This window comes from Patiriisocius sp. 208BN25-11 (genome assembly GCF_058147145.1).
On sequence record NZ_JBYVJY010000001.1, the window covers coordinates 89,727 to 109,606 of the forward strand.

Here is a 19,880-nt window from a genome sequence, read left to right on the forward strand (position 1 = left end):
TGGCTTTTGACGTTCTTAGAAACAAAAAAAGTCTGCATGTAAACATGCAGACTTTTCGCTCTAAGTGACCTCGACAGGATTCAAACCTGTAACCTCTTGAGCCGTAATCAAGTGCGCTATTCAGTTGCGCCACGAGGCCTTGTAAAACAAACTGTGTTGTTTTGGGGTGCAAATATAAATAAATAGATCATACCAATCCTAGTAAATTATATAAAAAAATCGCCTTCTTTTCAGGAGGCGATTTTAATTCTCAATTAAACTCAATTAATAAATAGCCCTTAATGCTATTATATCATTATTATTAAACTCTCCATCTTCATTATTGCTAAAACAAGCTAGCATTACAGAAGTTGGATCGTATCCAGAAGGAGTACCATTTACATAATTGGCACCTACACCAGCGGTTCCTTCATTGGTGTTTTGACCACAGCTTTGGCGACTAAACCAATCGGTATGTCTAAATCCAACAGAGTGTCCTATTTCATGCGTAATTACATGTTCTACAACGTTTGTATTGTAGCCATTTAAACCGTAAATCTGTACAAATTTATTGGGACGTCCATTACTTGGAAAACCAGCACTTCCTCCAGCACCACCCTGGTTTGGGTTATGATACACTACCATATCTTTAGTCTGGTAGTTAGTTCCAAAGGTTAGCGTAAAACTAATGGAAACACCACTTAAACGGTTGTAATTATTTACCGCCCATTGTAAAGCAGTTCTTTCTTTATTTGAAAGTCCAAATCCGCCACCACCAGTGTAACCAATAATAGAAATATTTCTACCTTGGCTTACTAGGTTGTTGGTGACATATTGCCTTCCAAGCGCCGCCATTTGGCCTAGCTCTTCTAGAGTAACCACCATATCATCTTCAATAAAAATTCTTTTTTCACTGCTGCCATCAGGAAAATAAAAGTCTTTGTACTCAACATGGGCTGGATTCATTTGAGCACTTCGTACCATATCAATAATTTCTTGAGGTACTTGTTCACTTACAAAACTTTCTGCACCGGCAAAAGATTGACCATTTTCAGTAATGTTGGGTGGTACGGGAACATCTTCTTGAATCAAATTTGTCTCAACTGATTCTGTTTCTAAGGAGTTTTCTCTTTGACAAGAGCTTACTACAAGTGAGATTGCTGCGGCCCCTAAGAGCACTAATTTCAATTTTTTCATAATTATGAGGAGTTAATTAATAATTATCACAAATTTAAGTTAATTTTTATTAAATACTTAATTAAAATATGTTAAAATTAAATATTTCTTAATAATTAACTAATTAACATAGCAATATGATAATGAAAAAATTAACAATAGTTTATTAAAACCCTTAGAAAACTTAAGAAAACTTTGGTATTATCCCGGTAAAAAGCATCTTAATTTTGCGACAGCAGTTTTATTAAATAAACAGAAATTTAGAAAATGAAAAGGTTTGAAGAAGGAAGCAAATTAGTCATTGCTATGATCATTATTCTCATAGCAGGCATGTTAATTTCTGGAATGTTTTTTAATTGGTAAGTTCTATTAGTGAATCTCTGCACTAAGGCCTGCATCCAACAACATACTGCAACGTGTTTTTAGCTCTTCATAAGGCCCCGTTTTTACCGTACACTTTCCTTTGTAATGTACAATTATAGAACATTGTTCTGCTTGTTCAGGGGTATGATCACAAGCATAGATCAGTACATTAATAACATGATCAAAAGTATTCACCTCATCATTGAATAAGACGATTTGGTTTTCGATTACCTCTTGCTCGAGTACCGCAACCTCTTCTTCTGTTTGTTCTTTGGTAAAATTCACAACCTAAAAAATAAATTCAAAACTAATTTACACGTAATCAATTGAATATCAAAAATTTCTACAAAATAAATTTTGCAGCTACCCAATTGTTTTGTTCTTTATTTCCAACGAAGGTAAATCCCAATTTATTGCAAGCATCTGTTATAATTGGCAAATCATCTGTGTAAAATCCGCTTAAGTACAATTCGCCATCAGGCAATAAACTTTCTTTGTATATCGCCATATCATTCAACAAAATATTTCTATTGATATTCGCAATAACAGTGTGGTATTTATTTTTTGGAATTGCAGTTGCATCACCTAAAGATACTGAAATATTTGTACATCCATTACGTGTTACGTTTTCTTCACTGTTCTCAACGCACCAAGCATCTATATCGATAGCGTCTAAGGCAGTAGCTCCTCGCATTTCGGCTAAAATTGCCAATACTGCAGTACCACAACCCATATCCAACACCGTTTTATTAGTATAGTCATTCTCTAAAATATGCTGCATCATCATAAATGTAGTTTCATGATGCCCAGTACCAAATGACATTTTGGGTTCTATTACAATTTCAAATTCGCAATGGTATGGTGAGTGAAAAGGAGCCCGTACTGCACAGGTTTCATCCACCACGATCGGATCAAAATTCTTTTCCCATTCTGCATTCCAATTTACCTGGGCTATTTCTTTTTGCTGAAATGTGATCTCAAACTCAGATGAACCTAACACATGGATATCTTCTAAAATTTCCGAAGACCACATATCCTTTTGGATATAAGCTTTCACACCTGTTTCATGCTCCACAAAACTCTCAAAACCTGCATAACCCAACTCAGCTATTAAAATTTCGGTGCCCGGTTGCAAGGGTGTAATGGTAAAACTGTATTCTATATATACTGACATATTGTGTATGAAAGACGTTTAAAATGCATTAATAATTGCCATGAAATCTGCTGCCTTTAAAGCGGCTCCGCCAATAAGGCCCCCATCGACATCTTCTTTCCCAAAAATTTCTTTGGCATTGGCAGGTTTTACGCTTCCGCCATATAAAATTGAAACGCCTTCAGAAACATCTGCATCATACACGTCTTTTAAACTATTTCTAACAAAAGCATGCATTTCTTGGGCTTGTTCTGGGCTTGCAGTCTCCCCTGTTCCAATAGCCCAAACTGGTTCATAAGCTAAAATCACATTGTTCCAGTTTTCTTTTTGTATATGAAAAATACCTTCTTGTAATTGATTTTTCACCACATCAAAATGACTCCCCGCTTTTCTATCTTCTAGTTCTTCTCCAAAACAAAAAATGATGGTCATTTCATTTTCTAGTGCTGTATTCACTTTAGCAGCTAAGATTTCATTAGTCTCCCAAAACATAGCGCGACGCTCACTGTGACCCAAAATAACAGTATCTACACCTACTCCTTTTAGCATCTTTGCAGATATTTCGCCGGTAAAAGCTCCTTTCTCTGCTTGGTGCATGTTTTGAGCAGCTACCAAAATTTCTGTATCTAACAATGCCTGATTGGCACTTTGCAAGTTGGTTAAAGGCGGTGCAACAATTACAGCTACATCATCTGGCATTTCTTGCTCTTTTAATGCATCTAACAATTGATAGGTCTCTGCGATATCGCAATTCATTTTCCAATTTCCTGCTACTATGTTTTTTCTCATGGTGTATATATTACTCAATTATCCTTTTTAAGGATTCTTGGATTCTAAAATCGTTTAATGTTTCGGCCCGGTATAAGGTAATCACTCCTTTTTTATCAACCACCATATAACGGGGTATCCAATCTAAATCTATGGCTTTTCCAAAGGTACCTTTCCAACCCGAAGATACAAAGTAATGATCTCCTTCTAATTGGTATTTTTTAATGCCTCGCTTCCATGCCTTTTCACTTCTGTCTAGGGATAAAAACAAGAAGGTGACTTTTGGATTATCTTTTTGTAATTGTTTTAGCGTAGGCATTCCTTCAATACAATCTCTGCACCAACTTGCCCATACATCTATTAATAATACTTCTCCGTTATGGGCTTCTAAAATACTTGAGAAGCGCTGTTCATTTCCGTTTGGAGAAAGAAAAACATCTTCCATTGCTTCTTGAGGAAACGCTACCAAATCTTGACCTTTTGAGCAGCTTACCGTTAGTAAAAGCACTAAAATAGAAATGTATTTCATTTTTAAACAATTAAATATAATCCTTCTTAAAACATCTCCTCCCAACCTCCTCTTCTAGGAGGAGGATCTAAAAAGTCTCCCTTTCAGGGGCAAATTCCTATAATGTGGCAATAACAAATGTATCATCGTGAATTTTCATTTTCCTCGCCCTTCCGCGTGTCGCAGGAGCTTTAGCGGAGGCGCAAAGGGTTTGAAAATTCACTAAATTAAGAAAAAACCACCCTTTAGTCCCGAAGCTTCGGGAGGGTAAAAGTTTTTGCTTAGATTTTTGCCACTAACTGAAAAATCTCCCTTCAAGGGAAAGTTAAAGGGATGTTTTTTCAATTAACTATCCTCTAATTTTTGGATCCAGCCAACCATATAAAATATCTACAAAGATATTGATTAGTATGAACAAGCTCGCTATTACAATCACAGTTCCCATAATAACTGGCAGGTCACTTTTATTTAGGGCATCTACAATCTCTTTCCCTACACCATTCCATCCAAAAATAAACTCCACAAACACAGCTCCTGCTAACATGGAAGCAAACCATCCAGAAATTGCTGTCACCACAGGATTTAATGAATTTTTCAAGGCATGTTTTCGTATCACTGCCCCCATAGAGAGTCCTTTGGCTTTGGCTGTAGTGATGTAATCCTGATTTAAAACTTCTAATAATGAATTTCGCATTAACTGGCTCACTACCGCCAATGGACGAATTCCCAACACAACAGCGGGTAATATTAAATTCTTCCATTGAATGTAAGTGCCATTCCCAAAATCGTCTACTTCATACAAACTTCCAGTCATTTGTAGTCCGCTGTACTCATGCCATAAAAAACCAAAGATCCAAGCAAATAAGATTGCGCTAAAAAAAGAAGGTACACTCATCCCTAATGTACTTACCAATTGTATTAACCTATCCACCCAACGGTCTTTAAACAGCACCGATGTAACACCCAATAAAACTCCCAAAAACATAGCAATTACGATAGAAGATACTGCCAACACAACAGTATTAGGCAAGGTTTCTGCGATAACAGCACTTACTTTTTTCCCACTTTTTTGAAACGATTCTCGTAAATACGGAAATTTTAAAACGGCGCTAACATTTCCGAAGTCGAACAAAGCAATGGCATTGTATTTCTTTGGAGCTTGAAAAGTGTAATCTGAAGCAGTTTTACTATGAAAAGAAAGTGGAGAAAGATCGTTGAGATATAACAGATACTGTTTTGCAATAGGTCTGTCTAGACCATACTTCTTCTTCACAGCTGCTACCTGCTCGGCATTTTGATTTTGCCCCAACATCATTTTTGCGGGATCATCGGGCAGCAAAGTAAACAACATAAAAATAACGGTAACCACGCCAAAAAGGGTGAGGATAGCATATCCTAGTTTTTTAAGTGTGTACCCAATCAAAATTTATTGTTTTATGTCCTTCATAGAAAGTACCTTGTACTCAAAATCTTCACCAAACAATAGCTTTGCGTATTCCTCTACGGTTTGGGTAAAGCCAGCTTCTACTCGTCTCTCATTTACTTTTTCAGGATTTTCTATAGGCCAAATAAAAGGCCCTTGTCCTGCATAGCTCATACCTTGTGTTCCATAGACTTGAGGCTTGTCATTTTCCATTAAAAAGCGATCTTCCATCATTGCTACCAACCTAAAAGGCAACTCACCAGCTTTACCTGCTTTTTTGACCAATGGCAAATAGGTCTCAATTTTATCTGAATGCTGTAATACCGACCAAGCCACCATATTTGTAGGCTCACCAACTACTGACTTACCTGGATATCCTTTGGTGTTAAAATAGTCTGAAATAAATTTTATGTTAGCCGCATCAACCACATTTTGCATTTCCCATAAACTATCGTTTGAAGCGCTTTGTCCTTGTTGTAATAACTTTCTATAGCGCTGGTCTAACTCGCCAATACTATCTAGTTTCTTTTTTAAAGAGAAGTCTAAGGTTGGATTAGCACCTTCAAGAGTTTTAAGTTCCAACAAGTCTAGATCATTCCAATGCAATTTCTGCATGATGGTTCCCTTTTCGAGTCTCATGATACTTGGATTGCTACGAATGATGGTTTTAAGGGCAGTCATATCACAGAAATAAAACTTAAAATTAAGATCGTATTTGGCTGTAAGTATTTCGGTTTCTTCAGTAGAAGAGGCTGACATTCCAATGACTTTATACCCATTTTTAATGGCCTTATTGGTAGCTTCTCGAACAGCAATAAAGCCATCATTTTCTGCCACATCTAGGTTGTATGCAATCACTACCACTAGGTTTTCTTCTTCCAATAATTCTAGCGTGTAATCATTCCCATCTCGCTCAATACTAAAATCATGAATTGGTGGCTCGTATCCTTTTTGAACTACATTGGTTTCTACACCCAACAACTCACCATCTACTTTGGGGTCTTCTCCCATGTTAGTGACAATCTTTTCTTGACCATTTACATTAAACTTCCAGTTGTATTCATACACTGCCTTTGGTGCATCTGGTGGCGTTTCCATGCCTTCCTTTATATTGTTTCCTACCTTGTACGCTCTAAAGTCTACCACAGGCAAATGCTGCAATACATGATAGCCCAACCAAAGACATAAAATCAAGGACACAAACACTATAATACTGCGCACACCAGCTGTAAAGAACGGTTGTAGATATTTTTTACCTGCAAACAAAAATAAAATAAGAACAAGCAACACAACGTCCTTAGTAAATGACTCCCAAGGCGTTAACTTTAAGGCATCTCCAAAACATCCACAATCTGTTACTTTATTAAAATACGCCGAATAAAATGTAAGAAAGGTGAAAAACACGATCATAAGCAGCAAGCTCCATAGTGTAAATTTCCTGGCATATCCAATAATAAGCATGACCCCTAACACCACTTCAAATATCACCACTAAAACAGCAATACCCAGGGCAAAGGGTTCTAAAAAAGGAAGGTTTAACACTTCTGACGCAAAGTAATCGCCCAGCTTGAAAGAAAAACCAACGGGATCATTTAGTTTTATTAATCCGCTTATTATAAATAAGATTCCTACAAATATTCTGGAAACTCCTACTAGTACTTTCATAGACTTAAAATTTCTTTTTATTATGCTTCTAGATGAATCATCGCAAAGACCGCATAGTTAATCATATCCTGATAATTAGCATCAATACCTTCACTCACCAATGTTTTGCCTTGATTGTCTTCAATTTGTTTGACACGTAATAGCTTTTGTAAAATCAAATCGGTTAAACTGCTTACACGCATGTCTCTCCAAGCCTCACCATAATCATGGTTTTTATCTAACATCAATTGTTTGGTGACTGCAATTTTTTCATCGTACAAAGTAATGGCTTCTTCTAAAGACATATCTGGCTGCTCAACCACTCCTTTATCCAATTGTACTAATGCCATGATGCTATAATTGATAATTCCAATAAATTCGCTTACTTGACCTTCATCTACTCGTTGCTCTTTATTTTGCTGCAAACCACGTATGCGCTGCGCTTTTATAAAGATTTGATCTGTTAAAGAAGGCAGTCTCAAGATACGCCAAGCGCTTCCATAATCTTTCATTTTATTCATAAAGAGCGTTCTACACGTCTCAATCACGTCATTATATTGTTTGGAAGTATCTGCCATATTATGTGTAAGATTTTGCGTAAATTTCGGGTAAATAAATCAATTTAAAAAATTGCAAACAATCAACTGTAAAGGTACGCTAATTGACTTGTCTACGCCAAAGGTGATGGGCATAATTAATGTAACACCAGATAGTTTTTATGATGGTGGTGTTAGTACTTCGGAAATGTTAGTACTCGAACAGGCTTCCCGTATGTTACAAGATGGTGCTACCTTTTTGGATATTGGCGGGTATAGTTCAAGACCTGATGCTACAGATATTTCAGAACAAGAAGAAATAGATCGTGTGGCTCCAGCCATTAGTGCTATCGTTAGGAAATTTCCGAAGGCAAACATATCCATAGACACCTTTAGATGCAAGGTTGCCAAAGAAGCCATTGCTGCTGGAGCTTGCATGGTTAACGACATTAGCGCCGGAAAACTTGATAGTTCCATGTTGGGTGTTGTGGCTACCGCACAAGTTCCCTACATCATGATGCATATGACAGGTACGCCTCAAACTATGAAATCGCTTACCGCATATGAAAATATCACAAAAGAAGTATTGTTTTATTTCTCTGAACGTCTTGCTGCAGCGCGAAGTTTTAACATAAACGACCTCATTGTAGACCCTGGCTTCGGATTTGCAAAAACTACAAAACAAAACTTTGAACTATTACAACATCTAGAACTTTTTGACACGCTTGGTGTACCATTATTGGCAGGAATTTCGAGAAAATCTATGATTTATAAAACCCTAGATGTTTCGGCAAAAGAAGCACTAAACGGCACCACCGCACTGCATATGGTTGCCTTAGAAAAAGGAGCTTCTATACTAAGAGTGCACGATGTAAAAGAAGCGGTTGAATGCATTCAACTGCATGAACAACTCAAGTTATACACTTAAATAAAATTTAATCCTACATTTACATAACCAACTAAGACAGACCTTTTGGATTTATTTGAACTCACAGATTTTAGAATTATAGATGCTATAGACATACTCTTGGTAGCTGCACTTTTATACTACTTGTATCGATTGGTAAAAGGCACTGTAGCCATTAATATTTTTATAGGGATTGTTATTATTTATGGTATTTGGTGGCTTACAGACTTACTAGAAATGGAGCTGCTAAGTAAAATCTTAGGTGGCTTTTTGGGTGTTGGTATGTTTGCCTTGATTGTGGTTTTTCAACAAGAAATTAGAAAATTTTTATTGATGCTTGGTTCCACCAATTTTAAAGCCAATCGTATTTTTAGGCAGTTTAAGTCCATTTCAAGCGATGCTATCGCTACTACAGATATGACTCCCATTATTGCTGCCTGCAAGAACATGAGTGCCAGTAAAACGGGAGCACTTATTGTTATTAAAAGAAATAACAGCTTAGAGTTTGTAAAATCAAGTGGTGACGAAATGAATGTAGCGGTCAACCAACCTATTTTAGAAAGTATTTTTTACAAAAACAGTCCCTTACATGATGGCGCTATGCTTATTGAAGGTAACACCATTACAGCAACGCGTGTGATATTACCCGTGTCTAATGACAAGAAAATACCGCTACGCTTTGGTCTTAGACACAGAGCTGCGGTCGGAGTGAGTGAAAAAAGTGACGCCGTTTGTTTGGTTGTCAGTGAAGAAAGCGGACAAATATCGTATCTTAAAGACGGAGATTTTGTGCTATTTGAAACCTTAGAAGAACTCACCGAAATTATCAATAAAGATTTAAGCTAATCCCAATATGTTATGAATTGTAAGAATTGCAATCAGCCCTTAAGTCCAGACGACAAATTTTGCAGCAAATGTGGTGGAAAAATTGTAGACGAAGTTATCTCCTACGCCTATGTTGCCAACGATTTTAGCAACCGTTTTTTAAACATTGAAAACAATTTAATTGCAAGGACGTTTAAAGACATGTTTCGAGATCCAAAAAAAGTAATTGATGGGTACATCAATGGGGTTAGAAAAAGGCACCTTAATTTTGCAAATTATCTAGCCTTAGCCTTATCTATATCTGGGGTACAATTATTTTTAATGAAGAAGTTTTTTACAAATAACATGGATATGTCTTGGATGATTGCTGCAGATAATCCCGCTGCAAATATGGAAGGCAGTTCTTATATGAATGCAATGTTCGAGTATCAAGGTATTTTATATCTTCTTATCATCCCAATTTATGCTCTTATTGCTAAGATTGTATTTCTTAACAAGAAAGAATACACCTATCTCCACCAAAATATCATTGCAGGATACACACAATCACATTTAAGCGTCTTCTTATTTGTACCCACAATTCTTTGTTTAGCACTAGGAATGAACTTTTTTAAATTCAGTTACTTCTTTGCCTATCCAGCTATGGTATGCTACTTTGCATATGTATATAAGAAAGTGTTTCAATTATCATTAAAACAAATCATTCTAAAAACACTACTTTTCTTGTTGATTGGAAGTGTTATTTATATAGGGACATCGATTTTGGTATTCATCATTATGCTTGCAACGGGAGCTGTAGATTTAAAAGATTTTGCACCACCACCTAAAGAAACAAAGGAAGTAATAAGTTATATTGCTTCTTCGGTTGCGAATTGGACTTCATAAAGACTGCGATAATATCCATCTTCTTTCGTAAGCAATTCTTGGTGGCTGCCAGACTCAACAATCTTTCCAGCATCCATCACCAAAATTTTATCTGCCTTTTTTACGGTAGCCAATCGGTGTGCAATCACGATAGATGTTCTGTCTTTGGTTATTTTCTCGGTAGCCGTTTGAATCATTTCTTCAGAGTAACTATCTACCGAAGAGGTGGCCTCATCTAAAATTAGAATTCCAGGATTGCTTACATAGGCTCTTAAAAAAGCAATTAATTGTCGCTGCCCAGAGGAGAGCATCACACCGCGTTCTTTTACGTTGTATTGAAACTTTCCTGGTAATGAGTCAATAAATTTCTCCACTCCAATTTGTTTGGCAGCTTCTGCTATTTCTGCTTCGGAAATGTTAGTGCCATTTAAACTGATATTATTAAAAATAGTATCTGCAAAGAGGAATACATCTTGCAAGACCACAGCAATCTGTCCTCGTAATGAAGCTAAGGTATAGTCCTTTATTGAAACCCCATCAATCAAAATTTCACCTCCATTGATTTCATAAAAGCGATTCAATAAGTTAATAATGGTTGATTTACCAGCTCCTGTAGCACCTACAATTGCGATGGTTTCTCCAGGCTGTACACTAAACGAAATATCTTTTATGACATCTTCTCCTTCTACATAACCAAAACGAACATTTCTAAATTCGATAGCTCCTTTGGGATTTTTCAATTCCTTAGTACCGGTATTTACGATATGCGACTCGGTATCTAAAATTTCAAAAACACGATTGGCGGCCACCATTCCCATTTGTAGCGTATTGAACTTATCCGCAATTTGACGCAAAGGCCTAAACAACATTTGTGATAATTCGATAAAGGCTACAATAAGTCCGAGGGTAATTATGCCATTTTCTGCAGCATTTAAGCCTCCAAACCATACCAGTAAACCTATAGCCACAGAGGATGCCATCTCTGCAATAGGAAAAAAGATCGAGTTATACCAAACCGTTTTTATCCATGCTTTTTTATGCTTCTCATTAATGGCATGAAACTGTTTGTACTCGGTATCTTCTCTGGCAAAAATTTGAACGATCTTCATTCCAGTAATTCGCTCTTGTACAAAAGAATTTAAGTTTGCTACCTGCGCTCTTACTTCTTCAAAAGCAACTTTCATGGCACGTTGAAAGATTCGCGTAGCAATAAGAATAATAGGTAAAATAGTAAATACAATGAGAGACAAGCGCCAGCTTTGATACAACATAAAGCCTGCAATAGCTCCCATTTTAAGCAAATCTGCAATGATCATAAACAAACCCTGACTAAAAATACTCGAAATGGTTTCTATATCATTTACAGCACGCGTAGTCAATCTACCCACGGCACTCGTATCGTAATACTGCATTTTAAAGCGCATCATCAAGCTAAAGAGCTTTACACGCATGTCTTTTACCACATGTTGCCCCAACCAATTTGCGTAAAAGATAAAAGCAAATTGAAAAATCACTTCTAACACCAACACCCCGAACATTATACAAACAAAAAACACAAGTCCTTCTCCATCTTGAGGCACAATTGATTCATCTATAGTGCGCTGTAAAAAATAGGGACGTAATACTGCCAAAGCAGACATTACAATAGCTGCACATGCTACGAAATAAAAAATAAGACGATAGGCATTGGTAAACGCCAACAACCGTCTAAACAATTTAAAATCGAATGCTTTTCCTGAAGCCATGTTTTGTTTAAAATATTATGGGTTAAAAATGGTACTTGGATACACCACTTCTGTTAAATACAACCCTTTTGCTGGGGCAGAGGCTCCCGCCTTTCTCCTGTCTTTTGATGCTAAAATACTGGCAACTTCAGCGACTGTAATTTTCTCGAATCCTACATCTAGCAAAGTACCAACAATAGCACGCACCATATTACGTAAAAAGCGATCTGCTCTAATATGAAAAACCAAACTGTTCTCTTGTTGTTCCCAGATGGCTTTGTGCACGGTACAATAATACGTTTTTACATCTGTATTTGATCTAGAAAAGCATTGAAAATCTTGATGACCCAATAGCAATTCTGCAGCTTCATTCATCAATGCTAGATTAGGCGTTTGATAAAGCTGATGCGCTAGATCGATACGAAAAGGATCTTTTCGTAAAGAGACGTGATATTGGTAGGCACGTTCTGTTGCATGAAACCTAGCATGAGCATCTGCTGTAACAGCATAGATTTTTACTACTGAAATATCCTTGGGTAACAATGCATTTAGTCTGTATGCAGTTTCTTCACAATCTCCTAAAGTATCGATATCAAAATGTGCGAATAATTGCTTTGCATGCACGCCAGCATCTGTCCTTCCTGCTCCCATGACCGTGATGGGTACTCTTAAAAAAGTACGCATTGCCTCTTCCAAAACTTCTTGTACAGCCAAGGCATTAGGCTGTCGTTGCCAGCCGCAATACTGAGTTCCAAAATAGGCTATTTCAATAAAATATCGCACGTTGCATTTTTTCACAAAGGTACACGTAAATACCTTTCTGCATAAAAATTCAGTTCCTTCTTCTTGGATACTTGCTGAAATTTTAATGGATTAAACGTATTTTTGAACCACTAAAATTTCCGATAGGTGACCAAGATATTATTACTAAGTGATACCCACAGCCATATAGATGATACCATCTTGAAATATGTGAAACAAGCAGATGAAGTATGGCATGCAGGCGACATAGGCGACCTAACCGTAACCGACGCTATTGCGGCACTAAAGCCACTGCGCGCGGTGTATGGTAATATTGATGATGATAAGGCAAGAGCGACATTTCCGTTAGACTTACACTTTATGTGCGAAGAAGTTGCCGTGTACATTACACATATTGGTGGCTATCCTGGCCGCTACAACAAAAGAATTAGAGAAACTATTTATGCCAATCCGCCCAAGTTATTTATTACAGGCCACTCTCATATATTAAAAGTAATGCCTTGCAAAAAAACGGGCTTATTACACATGAACCCTGGGGCTATTGGCAAACATGGTTTTCATCAGGTACGCACCATGTTGCGTTTTGTTATCGATGGAGCTAGCATTAAGGATCTTGAAGTTATTGAATTAAAGCGATAAAAAAAGACCTCAAAGTTGGCATACTTTGAGGTCTCGCACTAATAATACTAAGTTCGTGTTATCGTAAACGATCTACAGATTTTACGAGATCTTCATCCTTTTTGATGGCTTTATTGGCCATCACTAAAAAAACGATAGAAATGATAGGAAGTAACACCCCAATACCCTTCTCAGAAACCAATGTTTCTCCGGATACGCTTAGTGATCTGTAAACGAAAACTCCCAGTAATACAAAATTTAATATGATATTTAAACGATTTAACACAAACTGTGTTTGTCGTTTTTTAAAAGTCAAAATAGCAATAATAGTAAGTGCAATAGAACCAAATATCAACCCAAAAACCAAAGGTTCCTGGTTGCTAATTACGGTAGCACCTTCTTCATTTGTCACAACAGGAAACCAAATATACAATCCAGCCATCACGAGGGCAGCTAAGATAAGATATACAGTTTGTATGCGTTGTAACATTAGATTTATAATACAATGATGAAGCAAAAATAAGGTTTCTTTTTAAAAATTGTAGGTAAGAATTTAATTTATTGTTGTATACTTGCAATATCAATTCGTAACCATTTCAATCTAGGTTACTTATCTTCAAATTATTTTCAAACACAAATCTTTCTCAAAAGATTTTCCTCATTTTAATCATATTATCATTCTCTAGATGTTAGAAATTTCAGAATTAAAAGCAAAAAAGCTACCTGAATTACAGGAATTAGCAAAAACCCTAAAAGTTCCTAAATTCAGAACTTTAAAAAAATTAGACTTGGTCTATCAAATTTTAGATTACCAAGCAGCCAACCCAAATGCTGTAAAAGCTGTTGTTGTTGAAGAAACTAAAGCCACGCCTGCTGCGCCTAAAAAGCAAGAAAGAGCACCCCGTCAACCTAAAGAGCAACAAGCTCCAAAAGAGAACAAGGCACCACAAAAACAACAACATCGTACTAAGAACGAAGAGAAGTCAAACGCTAACGAAGACAAGCGTCCTCAAGAAAATCGTTCGAAAGACAACAAGCCGCAACACAAAAACAACAAAAACGACAACCGCCAAAACAACGACAATCGTCAAAATAATGATAACCGTCAAAAAGGTGGAAATGATGCTAAAAAACAGCATCGCGATAACAAACAAAAACACGACAACCGTAATAACGGAAATAAAGACAGTCGTAACAGATACAAAGAACCAGACTTTGAGTTTGATGGTATCATAGAAAGTGAAGGTGTTTTAGACATTATGCAAGACGGCTACGGTTTCTTGCGCTCTAGTGACTACAACTACTTATCTTCTCCAGATGATATTTATGTATCTCAATCTCAAATAAGATTGTTTGGTTTAAAAAGCGGTGATACCGTTTTAGGAGAAGTTCGCCCTCCAAAAGAAGGTGAAAAGTACTTCCCACTTATTAAAGTAAACAAGATTAATGGACAAAACCCAAATGTGGTTCGCGACAGAATTGCTTTTGAACACTTAACACCATTATTCCCTCAAGAAAAATTTAATATTGCTGACAAGCAACCTACTATTTCTACACGTATTATCGACCTGTTCTCTCCAATTGGAAAAGGACAACGTGGTATGATTGTAGCACAACCAAAAACGGGTAAAACAATGTTGTTAAAAGACATTGCCAATGGTATTGCTGCCAATCACCCAGAAGTATATCAAATGATACTACTAATTGATGAGCGTCCAGAAGAAGTTACTGACATGCAACGTAATGTGCAAGGAGAAGTAATTGCTTCTACCTTTGATAAAGAACCTTCTGAGCACGTACGTATTGCAAATCTTGTGATTGACAAAGCAAAGCGTTTGGTAGAATGTGGTCATGATGTAGTGATCTTATTAGATTCTATTACGCGTTTGGCAAGAGCCTACAACACGGTACAACCAGCCAGTGGTAAAATACTTTCTGGAGGTGTAGATGCTAATGCATTAAACAAACCAAAACGTTTCTTTGGAGCTGCACGTAACATCGAAAATGGTGGTTCATTAAGTATCATTGCAACAGCATTAACAGAAACAGGTTCCAAAATGGACGAAGTAATCTTTGAAGAATTTAAAGGTACTGGTAACATGGAACTTCAGTTGGATAGAAAAATATCAAACCGTCGTATCTTCCCTGCTGTTGATTTAACATCATCTAGTACTCGTAGAGATGATCTATTGTTAGACGATAAGACCATACAACGTATGTGGGTATTGCGTAAATACCTAGCAGATATGAATCCTGTAGAAGCTATGGAGTTTATTAACGACCGAATCAAGCAAACGAGAAACAATGATGAGTTCTTAATATCTATGAACGGATAAGACGCTAAGACTAGCGTATTTAAACATAGAATCCCAAAAAACCTTACTACGTTTCAGTAGTAAGGTTTTTTTGTTTTATCATAAGGAGGATAGGAATCAACTAATAAATAGCTAATTGCTTACAAATAAGTACTCAAATAGTGTTGGACATTATAAACATTAGAATTGTACATAAAGCAGAACTCAAGTACTATTTTATATTCAACATTCTATCTTAAAAAAAAGTTTAGGGTATAATAGTTAATGAAATAGTAAACAAAAAAAAGCCTCGCAAATGCGAGGCTTTCCTAAAATTATATATAAGTTATATAATTATTTTTTTACAACTTTCGTAGTTAAAGAACCAGCGTTAGTTTCGATGTTTAAGATGTAAACACCTGTTGCAAGATCAGCAATGTTTAATTGACCGTTCTCGATACGAACTCCTGTGTTTTTTCCTAATACATCAAATAAAGATACATTTTCTAATTCAACGTTTCCAGGAACAGAGATGTTTAAAACATCAGTTGCAGGGTTTGGAGAAACAGATACTGCATCAGCAAGGTTATCGTTAACAGATAAAAGCTCATCAACAGTTAATGTTAAGAAAAATTGAGCATCTGGAAAACCAATAGAGTTTGCAGTTACGTAATCTGGTACAGCACAAGTTTCAGACTTAATCCAAGACTCTTTACCTTCTGTGTTACCAGCAGCACCACCAATGAACATAGCATCACCCGGATCTACAACTTCCATGAAGATAGCTTCAGTACCGGCAGGAATAGAGATAGGAGCATCAAAATCGAATTCTAAAGCACCAGGTGCTACGAAGTCAGACTCTACCTCTACTGTTTGAGAACCTAATAAAGTTAAATCAAACTCATCAAAGAAAGCTGGTCCAGCGTATACATTTACTGTAACTTCACCACCATTTAAAGATTGAATTCCGAAAGATCCAGAAAAGATTCCTTGATCACCATCTGGTACAGAAAACTCAGATAAAGTAAAGTTTCTACCCCAGTTGTTATCAGATCCACAACCTACAGCGTTGGTTCCAGTAACAGTAGTGTCACCATCATTGTTATTTAGTGTAATTTGTGCAAAAGAAAAAGCAGTGAACAAAAGCGCACCAGCTAATAATGTAATTTTTTTCATAATTGAAATTTTTAAAAGTTAAATAAAGTTTAATTTTGAAACACAAATATAGAAAAGCAATCCAAACAACACACATGTTTTTTAAAAAAAATGGTATTTAGCATCTTTTTAGGACAAACTACATCTTCTACTATGAAAAACGTAATATTAATTATCCGCATCATTATAAGTATAACAATAACAGGTTGTCATCAACAAAAAAAAGAAAAAGCAACCCCCACAGACTTTACAACATTATTCGAGAGATCTCAGGGTATGGAGACCCCAGAGTATGCCGCAGTGATTCAATACTACAAAAATCTTTCAAATGCTTACCCTTCAATTTCAATTACAGAAGAAGACGTAACTGACAGTGGATTTCCGTTGCATGTTGTTTATTTTGGAGAAAACGGCAAAGAAATTTCTAACATTTCCGAAGCAAAAGAAAAAAATAAAAACATTTTACTCATTAATAATGGTATACACCCCGGAGAAAGTGATGGAATTGACGCCTCTATGTTGTTATTAAGAGATCTTGCTCAAGGTACCATTTCAGCACCAAAAAATACCATTATCGCAGTGATTCCTGTGTACAACATAGGTGGTGCGTTAAATAGAAACAGTACTTCACGCACTAACCAAGAAGGTCCAAAAGCTTACGGTTTTAGGGGAAATGCTAGAAATTATGACCTCAACAGAGATTTTATTAAAACGGATACTAAAAATGCAAAAGCCTTCTCTAAGATCTTTAGAGCTCTTGATCCGCAACTTTTTATAGACAATCACGTAAGTAATGGTGCCGATTACCAATATACCCTCACCCACTTATTTACACAACACAACAAATTGGGAGGAGACGCAGGTAGTTATCTTCACAATACACTCATGACTCAATTGCAAGATTCATTGGCTGCAAAACAATGGGACATTACACCTTATGTAAATGTTTTTAACAGGCAACCAGAAAAAGGATTCTCGCAGTTTATGGATTCTCCCAGATATTCTACGGGCTATACTACATTATACAACACCTTAGGAATGATGGTAGAAACTCACATGCTCAAACCTTACAAACAGCGTGTAGAAGGGACCTATGAGTTGATGAAAAGTTTTATCGCCATTGTAGATGCAGATGCTAAAAATATTCATGACATACACATCACCGCTAAGACAAGATTCACAAAAGGAGACCAGTACCCTATACAATGGACCATAGACAGTACAAAAACTCAAACGTTACAATTTAAAGGGTATGAGGGCACTATGATTCCTAGTGAAGTAACTGGTAGCATGCGACTTAAATTTGACCATAACAAACCTTTTACAAAACCAACCACCTATTACAACACCTTTAAACCAAGTAAAAAAATAACAATTCCAGCATATTACGCAATTCCTAGAGGACATTGGCATATCGTTGAACGCTTGCAACTGAATAAGATCAAATTATCTGAAATACAAAACGACACTACCCTTGCAGCGCAAGTTTATTACATAAAAGATTTTAATAGCAGACAAAATCCTTATGAGGGCCATTACCTTCATTACAATACTCAAGTTACTAGCAAACAAGAGGATGTAACGTTATATAAAGGAGACTATTTAGTAGCTACAGCGCAAGAAGGGATACGTTATATCTTAGAAACATTAGAGCCTGAAGCAATAGACTCTTTCTTTAACTGGAATTTCTTCGACACCGTATTACAACAAAAAGAAGGGTTCTCTCCCTATGTATGGGAAGACAAAGCAGCACAGTTATTACAAGAAAACCCATCACTCAAAACAACTTTTGATAGTATCAAAAAAGCTGATAAAAGTTTTAATAACAACTGGTACAGACAACTAGATTGGCTGCACAAAAACTCACCAAATTATGAGAAGGCACATTTAAGATATCCTATCGTTAGGGTGGGTGGTTAAGTATTCTTTTGGAAATAAAAGTTTAATGTTTTCGTAAGATTCTTTGAGCGCTTTTTGCGTTTTTTCGAAATTTTTCCAGCGTACTTTGGTAATGTCTTCTTCTGCTTGAGGAACTAAATCTCCTTTGTAGTTAGAAAACATTTCATACCAGTAAGTAACTTTTAGTTTAAACTTGTCGTTACGCTTAAATACGTGGTAGGTTTTGGTAATAAACTTTCGCACCTCAAGATGTTGCACTCCTGTTTCTTCTTGAGTTTCTCGAACAGCAGCTTCTTGATAACTCTCCCCTTTTTCTACCTTTCCTTTTGGTAAATCCCATTTGCCATTTCGTCGTATAAACAAAATTTCTTCTTTTGCATTAAACACCATGCCACCCCCAGCTTCAACAACGGGTATTTTTTTTAACAAAAACCGTTCGAGCTTTTCTTCATTCTTATGATATAAATTCACATACAACAAAGAACCCTCATTAATTTGATGGATTAGTTTTTTAAACTTCACATCTTTTAGTGGAATGGTCTTGTAATGCTTTCCAATTTTTTTCTTGGTAGACAAAATTATTGGCACGTCATTGACGAAAACTTTATACATTTGCAGCTATGATATTAAATAAGGAGACCGCCCAAAAGACAGCCGAATTATTATTGCAAATTAATGCAATAAAATTACAACCACAAGAACCTTTTACATGGGCATCGGGATGGAAGTCTCCTATCTACTGTGACAATCGCATAACACTCTCGTATCCAGTTATTAGAAATTTTTTGAGAGAACACATTGCCTCGCAAATAGAAACATTGTACGGAAAACCAGATATAATCGCTGGTGTAGCGACTGGCGCAATAGGTATTGGAATGCTGGTTGCAGACTACCTCAACCTACCATTTTGTTATATACGCCCTGAAGCAAAAAAACACGGGAGACAAAACAAAATAGAAGGTGTTGTACAAGAAAATCAGACTGTAGTAATTGTTGAAGACCTAATAAGCACTGGAAAAAGTAGCTTACTAGCGGTAGAAGCATTACGAGAAGCCAACCTAAATGTAAAAGGGATGTTGGCTATCTTTTCTTACGGCTTTCCAGTTGCTGAAGAAAACTTCGACAATGCTAACGTAACACTCAACACCTTGAGCAACTATGAGCATTTATTGCTCAATGCAGAAAAATCAAACTATATTACCGCTTCAGAAAAAGACTTGCTAAGTGCCTGGAGAGAAAATCCAGCAACTTGGACTGGCAAATAATTAAGACCTAAAAAAAA

Annotated in this window: 20 protein-coding genes and 1 tRNA gene; 7 read left to right on the plus strand and 14 right to left on the minus strand. The window is 36.5% G+C overall.

All coding sequences use genetic code 11. The features are described 5' to 3' along the window. Positions 1-65: 65 nt before the first annotated feature. The 9 genes from ACY2RS_RS00400 to ACY2RS_RS00440 all read right to left on the minus strand — a co-directional run bounded on the left by ACY2RS_RS00400 (position 66) and on the right by ACY2RS_RS00440 (position 7,592). A tRNA-Arg gene (locus ACY2RS_RS00400) sits at positions 66-139 on the minus strand. Between the two features lie 125 nt (positions 140-264). Beyond that, complete coding sequence (locus ACY2RS_RS00405; RefSeq protein ID WP_490096621.1) at positions 265-1,176, minus strand: M57 family metalloprotease; 912 nt, start codon at positions 1,174-1,176, stop codon at positions 265-267. Between the two features lie 348 nt (positions 1,177-1,524). Then, positions 1,525-1,803 (minus strand): ATP-dependent Clp protease adaptor ClpS, encoded by a 279-nt coding sequence (locus ACY2RS_RS00410; protein ID WP_490096622.1) that lies wholly within the window; start codon positions 1,801-1,803, stop codon positions 1,525-1,527. Positions 1,804-1,861: 58 nt separating this feature from the next. After that, a complete protein-coding gene (gene prmA, locus ACY2RS_RS00415; protein ID WP_490096623.1) occupies positions 1,862-2,692 on the minus strand; it encodes a 50S ribosomal protein L11 methyltransferase in 831 nt (276 codons plus the stop codon). Between the two features lie 18 nt (positions 2,693-2,710). Next, positions 2,711-3,460, minus strand: a complete 750-nt coding sequence (gene tpiA / locus ACY2RS_RS00420; protein ID WP_490096624.1) for a triose-phosphate isomerase — start codon at positions 3,458-3,460, stop codon at positions 2,711-2,713. Positions 3,461-3,470: 10 nt separating this feature from the next. Next, the gene (locus ACY2RS_RS00425) at positions 3,471-3,968 is read right to left on the minus strand and encodes a TlpA family protein disulfide reductase (protein ID WP_490096625.1); all 498 of its coding nucleotides are present in this window, start codon (positions 3,966-3,968) and stop codon (positions 3,471-3,473) included. 328 nt (positions 3,969-4,296) lie between these two features. Beyond that, positions 4,297-5,370 carry an ABC transporter permease gene (locus ACY2RS_RS00430; protein WP_490096626.1) on the minus strand — a complete coding sequence of 358 codons (1,074 nt, stop codon included), beginning with the start codon at positions 5,368-5,370 and terminating at the stop codon, positions 4,297-4,299. A 3-nt stretch (positions 5,371-5,373) separates the two neighbouring features. Beyond that, complete coding sequence (locus tag ACY2RS_RS00435; RefSeq protein ID WP_490096627.1) at positions 5,374-7,035, minus strand: BT_3928 family protein; 1,662 nt, start codon at positions 7,033-7,035, stop codon at positions 5,374-5,376. A 20-nt stretch (positions 7,036-7,055) separates the two neighbouring features. Further along, the gene (locus tag ACY2RS_RS00440; protein ID WP_490096628.1) at positions 7,056-7,592 is read right to left on the minus strand and encodes a DUF1599 domain-containing protein; all 537 of its coding nucleotides are present in this window, start codon (positions 7,590-7,592) and stop codon (positions 7,056-7,058) included. Positions 7,593-7,698: 106 nt separating this feature from the next. On the opposite strand from ACY2RS_RS00440, the gene folP reads away from it, so the two are divergent. From folP to ACY2RS_RS00455, 3 genes are read left to right on the plus strand one after another with little or no spacing between them, the layout of a single operon-like run. After that, entirely contained in the window at positions 7,699-8,478 is a 780-nt protein-coding gene (gene folP, locus ACY2RS_RS00445; protein WP_490097086.1) for a dihydropteroate synthase, read from the plus strand. A gap of 45 nt (positions 8,479-8,523) precedes the next feature. Further along, entirely contained in the window at positions 8,524-9,303 is a 780-nt protein-coding gene (locus tag ACY2RS_RS00450; RefSeq protein WP_490096629.1) for a diadenylate cyclase, read from the plus strand. 12 nt (positions 9,304-9,315) lie between these two features. Further along, positions 9,316-10,167, plus strand: a complete 852-nt coding sequence (locus tag ACY2RS_RS00455) for a hypothetical protein (protein ID WP_490096630.1) — start codon at positions 9,316-9,318, stop codon at positions 10,165-10,167. Here ACY2RS_RS00455 and ACY2RS_RS00460 read toward each other — a convergent pair. Further along, positions 10,131-11,891, minus strand: coding sequence for an ABC transporter ATP-binding protein (locus tag ACY2RS_RS00460; protein ID WP_490096631.1), 1,761 nt, complete (start codon positions 11,889-11,891; stop codon positions 10,131-10,133). The two genes, ACY2RS_RS00455 and ACY2RS_RS00460, sit on opposite strands and share 37 nt — an antisense overlap. A gap of 15 nt (positions 11,892-11,906) precedes the next feature. Further along, positions 11,907-12,653 (minus strand): tRNA pseudouridine(38-40) synthase TruA, encoded by a 747-nt coding sequence (gene truA / locus ACY2RS_RS00465; RefSeq protein WP_490096632.1) that lies wholly within the window; start codon positions 12,651-12,653, stop codon positions 11,907-11,909. A 126-nt stretch (positions 12,654-12,779) separates the two neighbouring features. Here truA and ACY2RS_RS00470 point away from each other — a divergent pair, with 126 nt between their 5' ends. Further along, positions 12,780-13,271, plus strand: coding sequence for a metallophosphoesterase family protein (locus ACY2RS_RS00470; protein ID WP_490096633.1), 492 nt, complete (start codon positions 12,780-12,782; stop codon positions 13,269-13,271). A 58-nt stretch (positions 13,272-13,329) separates the two neighbouring features. Here the strand turns inward: ACY2RS_RS00470 and ACY2RS_RS00475 are convergent, their stop codons facing one another. Further along, positions 13,330-13,740, minus strand: a complete 411-nt coding sequence (locus tag ACY2RS_RS00475; RefSeq protein ID WP_490096634.1) for a DUF4293 domain-containing protein — start codon at positions 13,738-13,740, stop codon at positions 13,330-13,332. Positions 13,741-13,936: 196 nt separating this feature from the next. Here ACY2RS_RS00475 and rho point away from each other — a divergent pair, with 196 nt between their 5' ends. Beyond that, positions 13,937-15,586 carry a transcription termination factor Rho gene (gene rho, locus ACY2RS_RS00480; protein ID WP_490096635.1) on the plus strand — a complete coding sequence of 550 codons (1,650 nt, stop codon included), beginning with the start codon at positions 13,937-13,939 and terminating at the stop codon, positions 15,584-15,586. Positions 15,587-15,898: 312 nt separating this feature from the next. On the opposite strand, the gene ACY2RS_RS00485 is transcribed toward rho, so the two are convergent. Continuing rightward, positions 15,899-16,720 carry a T9SS type A sorting domain-containing protein gene (locus ACY2RS_RS00485; RefSeq protein WP_490096636.1) on the minus strand — a complete coding sequence of 274 codons (822 nt, stop codon included), beginning with the start codon at positions 16,718-16,720 and terminating at the stop codon, positions 15,899-15,901. 132 nt (positions 16,721-16,852) lie between these two features. On the opposite strand from ACY2RS_RS00485, the gene ACY2RS_RS00490 reads away from it, so the two are divergent. Next, complete coding sequence (locus ACY2RS_RS00490) at positions 16,853-18,619, plus strand: M14 family metallopeptidase (protein ID WP_490096637.1); 1,767 nt, start codon at positions 16,853-16,855, stop codon at positions 18,617-18,619. On the opposite strand, the gene ACY2RS_RS00495 is transcribed toward ACY2RS_RS00490, so the two are convergent. Next, positions 18,587-19,210: an NUDIX hydrolase gene (locus tag ACY2RS_RS00495; protein ID WP_490096638.1), complete on the minus strand. Its 624-nt coding sequence runs from the start codon at positions 19,208-19,210 to the stop codon at positions 18,587-18,589. The genes ACY2RS_RS00490 and ACY2RS_RS00495 overlap by 33 nt on opposite strands. Before the next feature lie 8 nt (positions 19,211-19,218). On the opposite strand from ACY2RS_RS00495, the gene pyrE reads away from it, so the two are divergent. Next, positions 19,219-19,863, plus strand: coding sequence for an orotate phosphoribosyltransferase (gene pyrE / locus ACY2RS_RS00500; RefSeq protein WP_490096639.1), 645 nt, complete (start codon positions 19,219-19,221; stop codon positions 19,861-19,863). Positions 19,864-19,880: the final 17 nt, after the last annotated feature.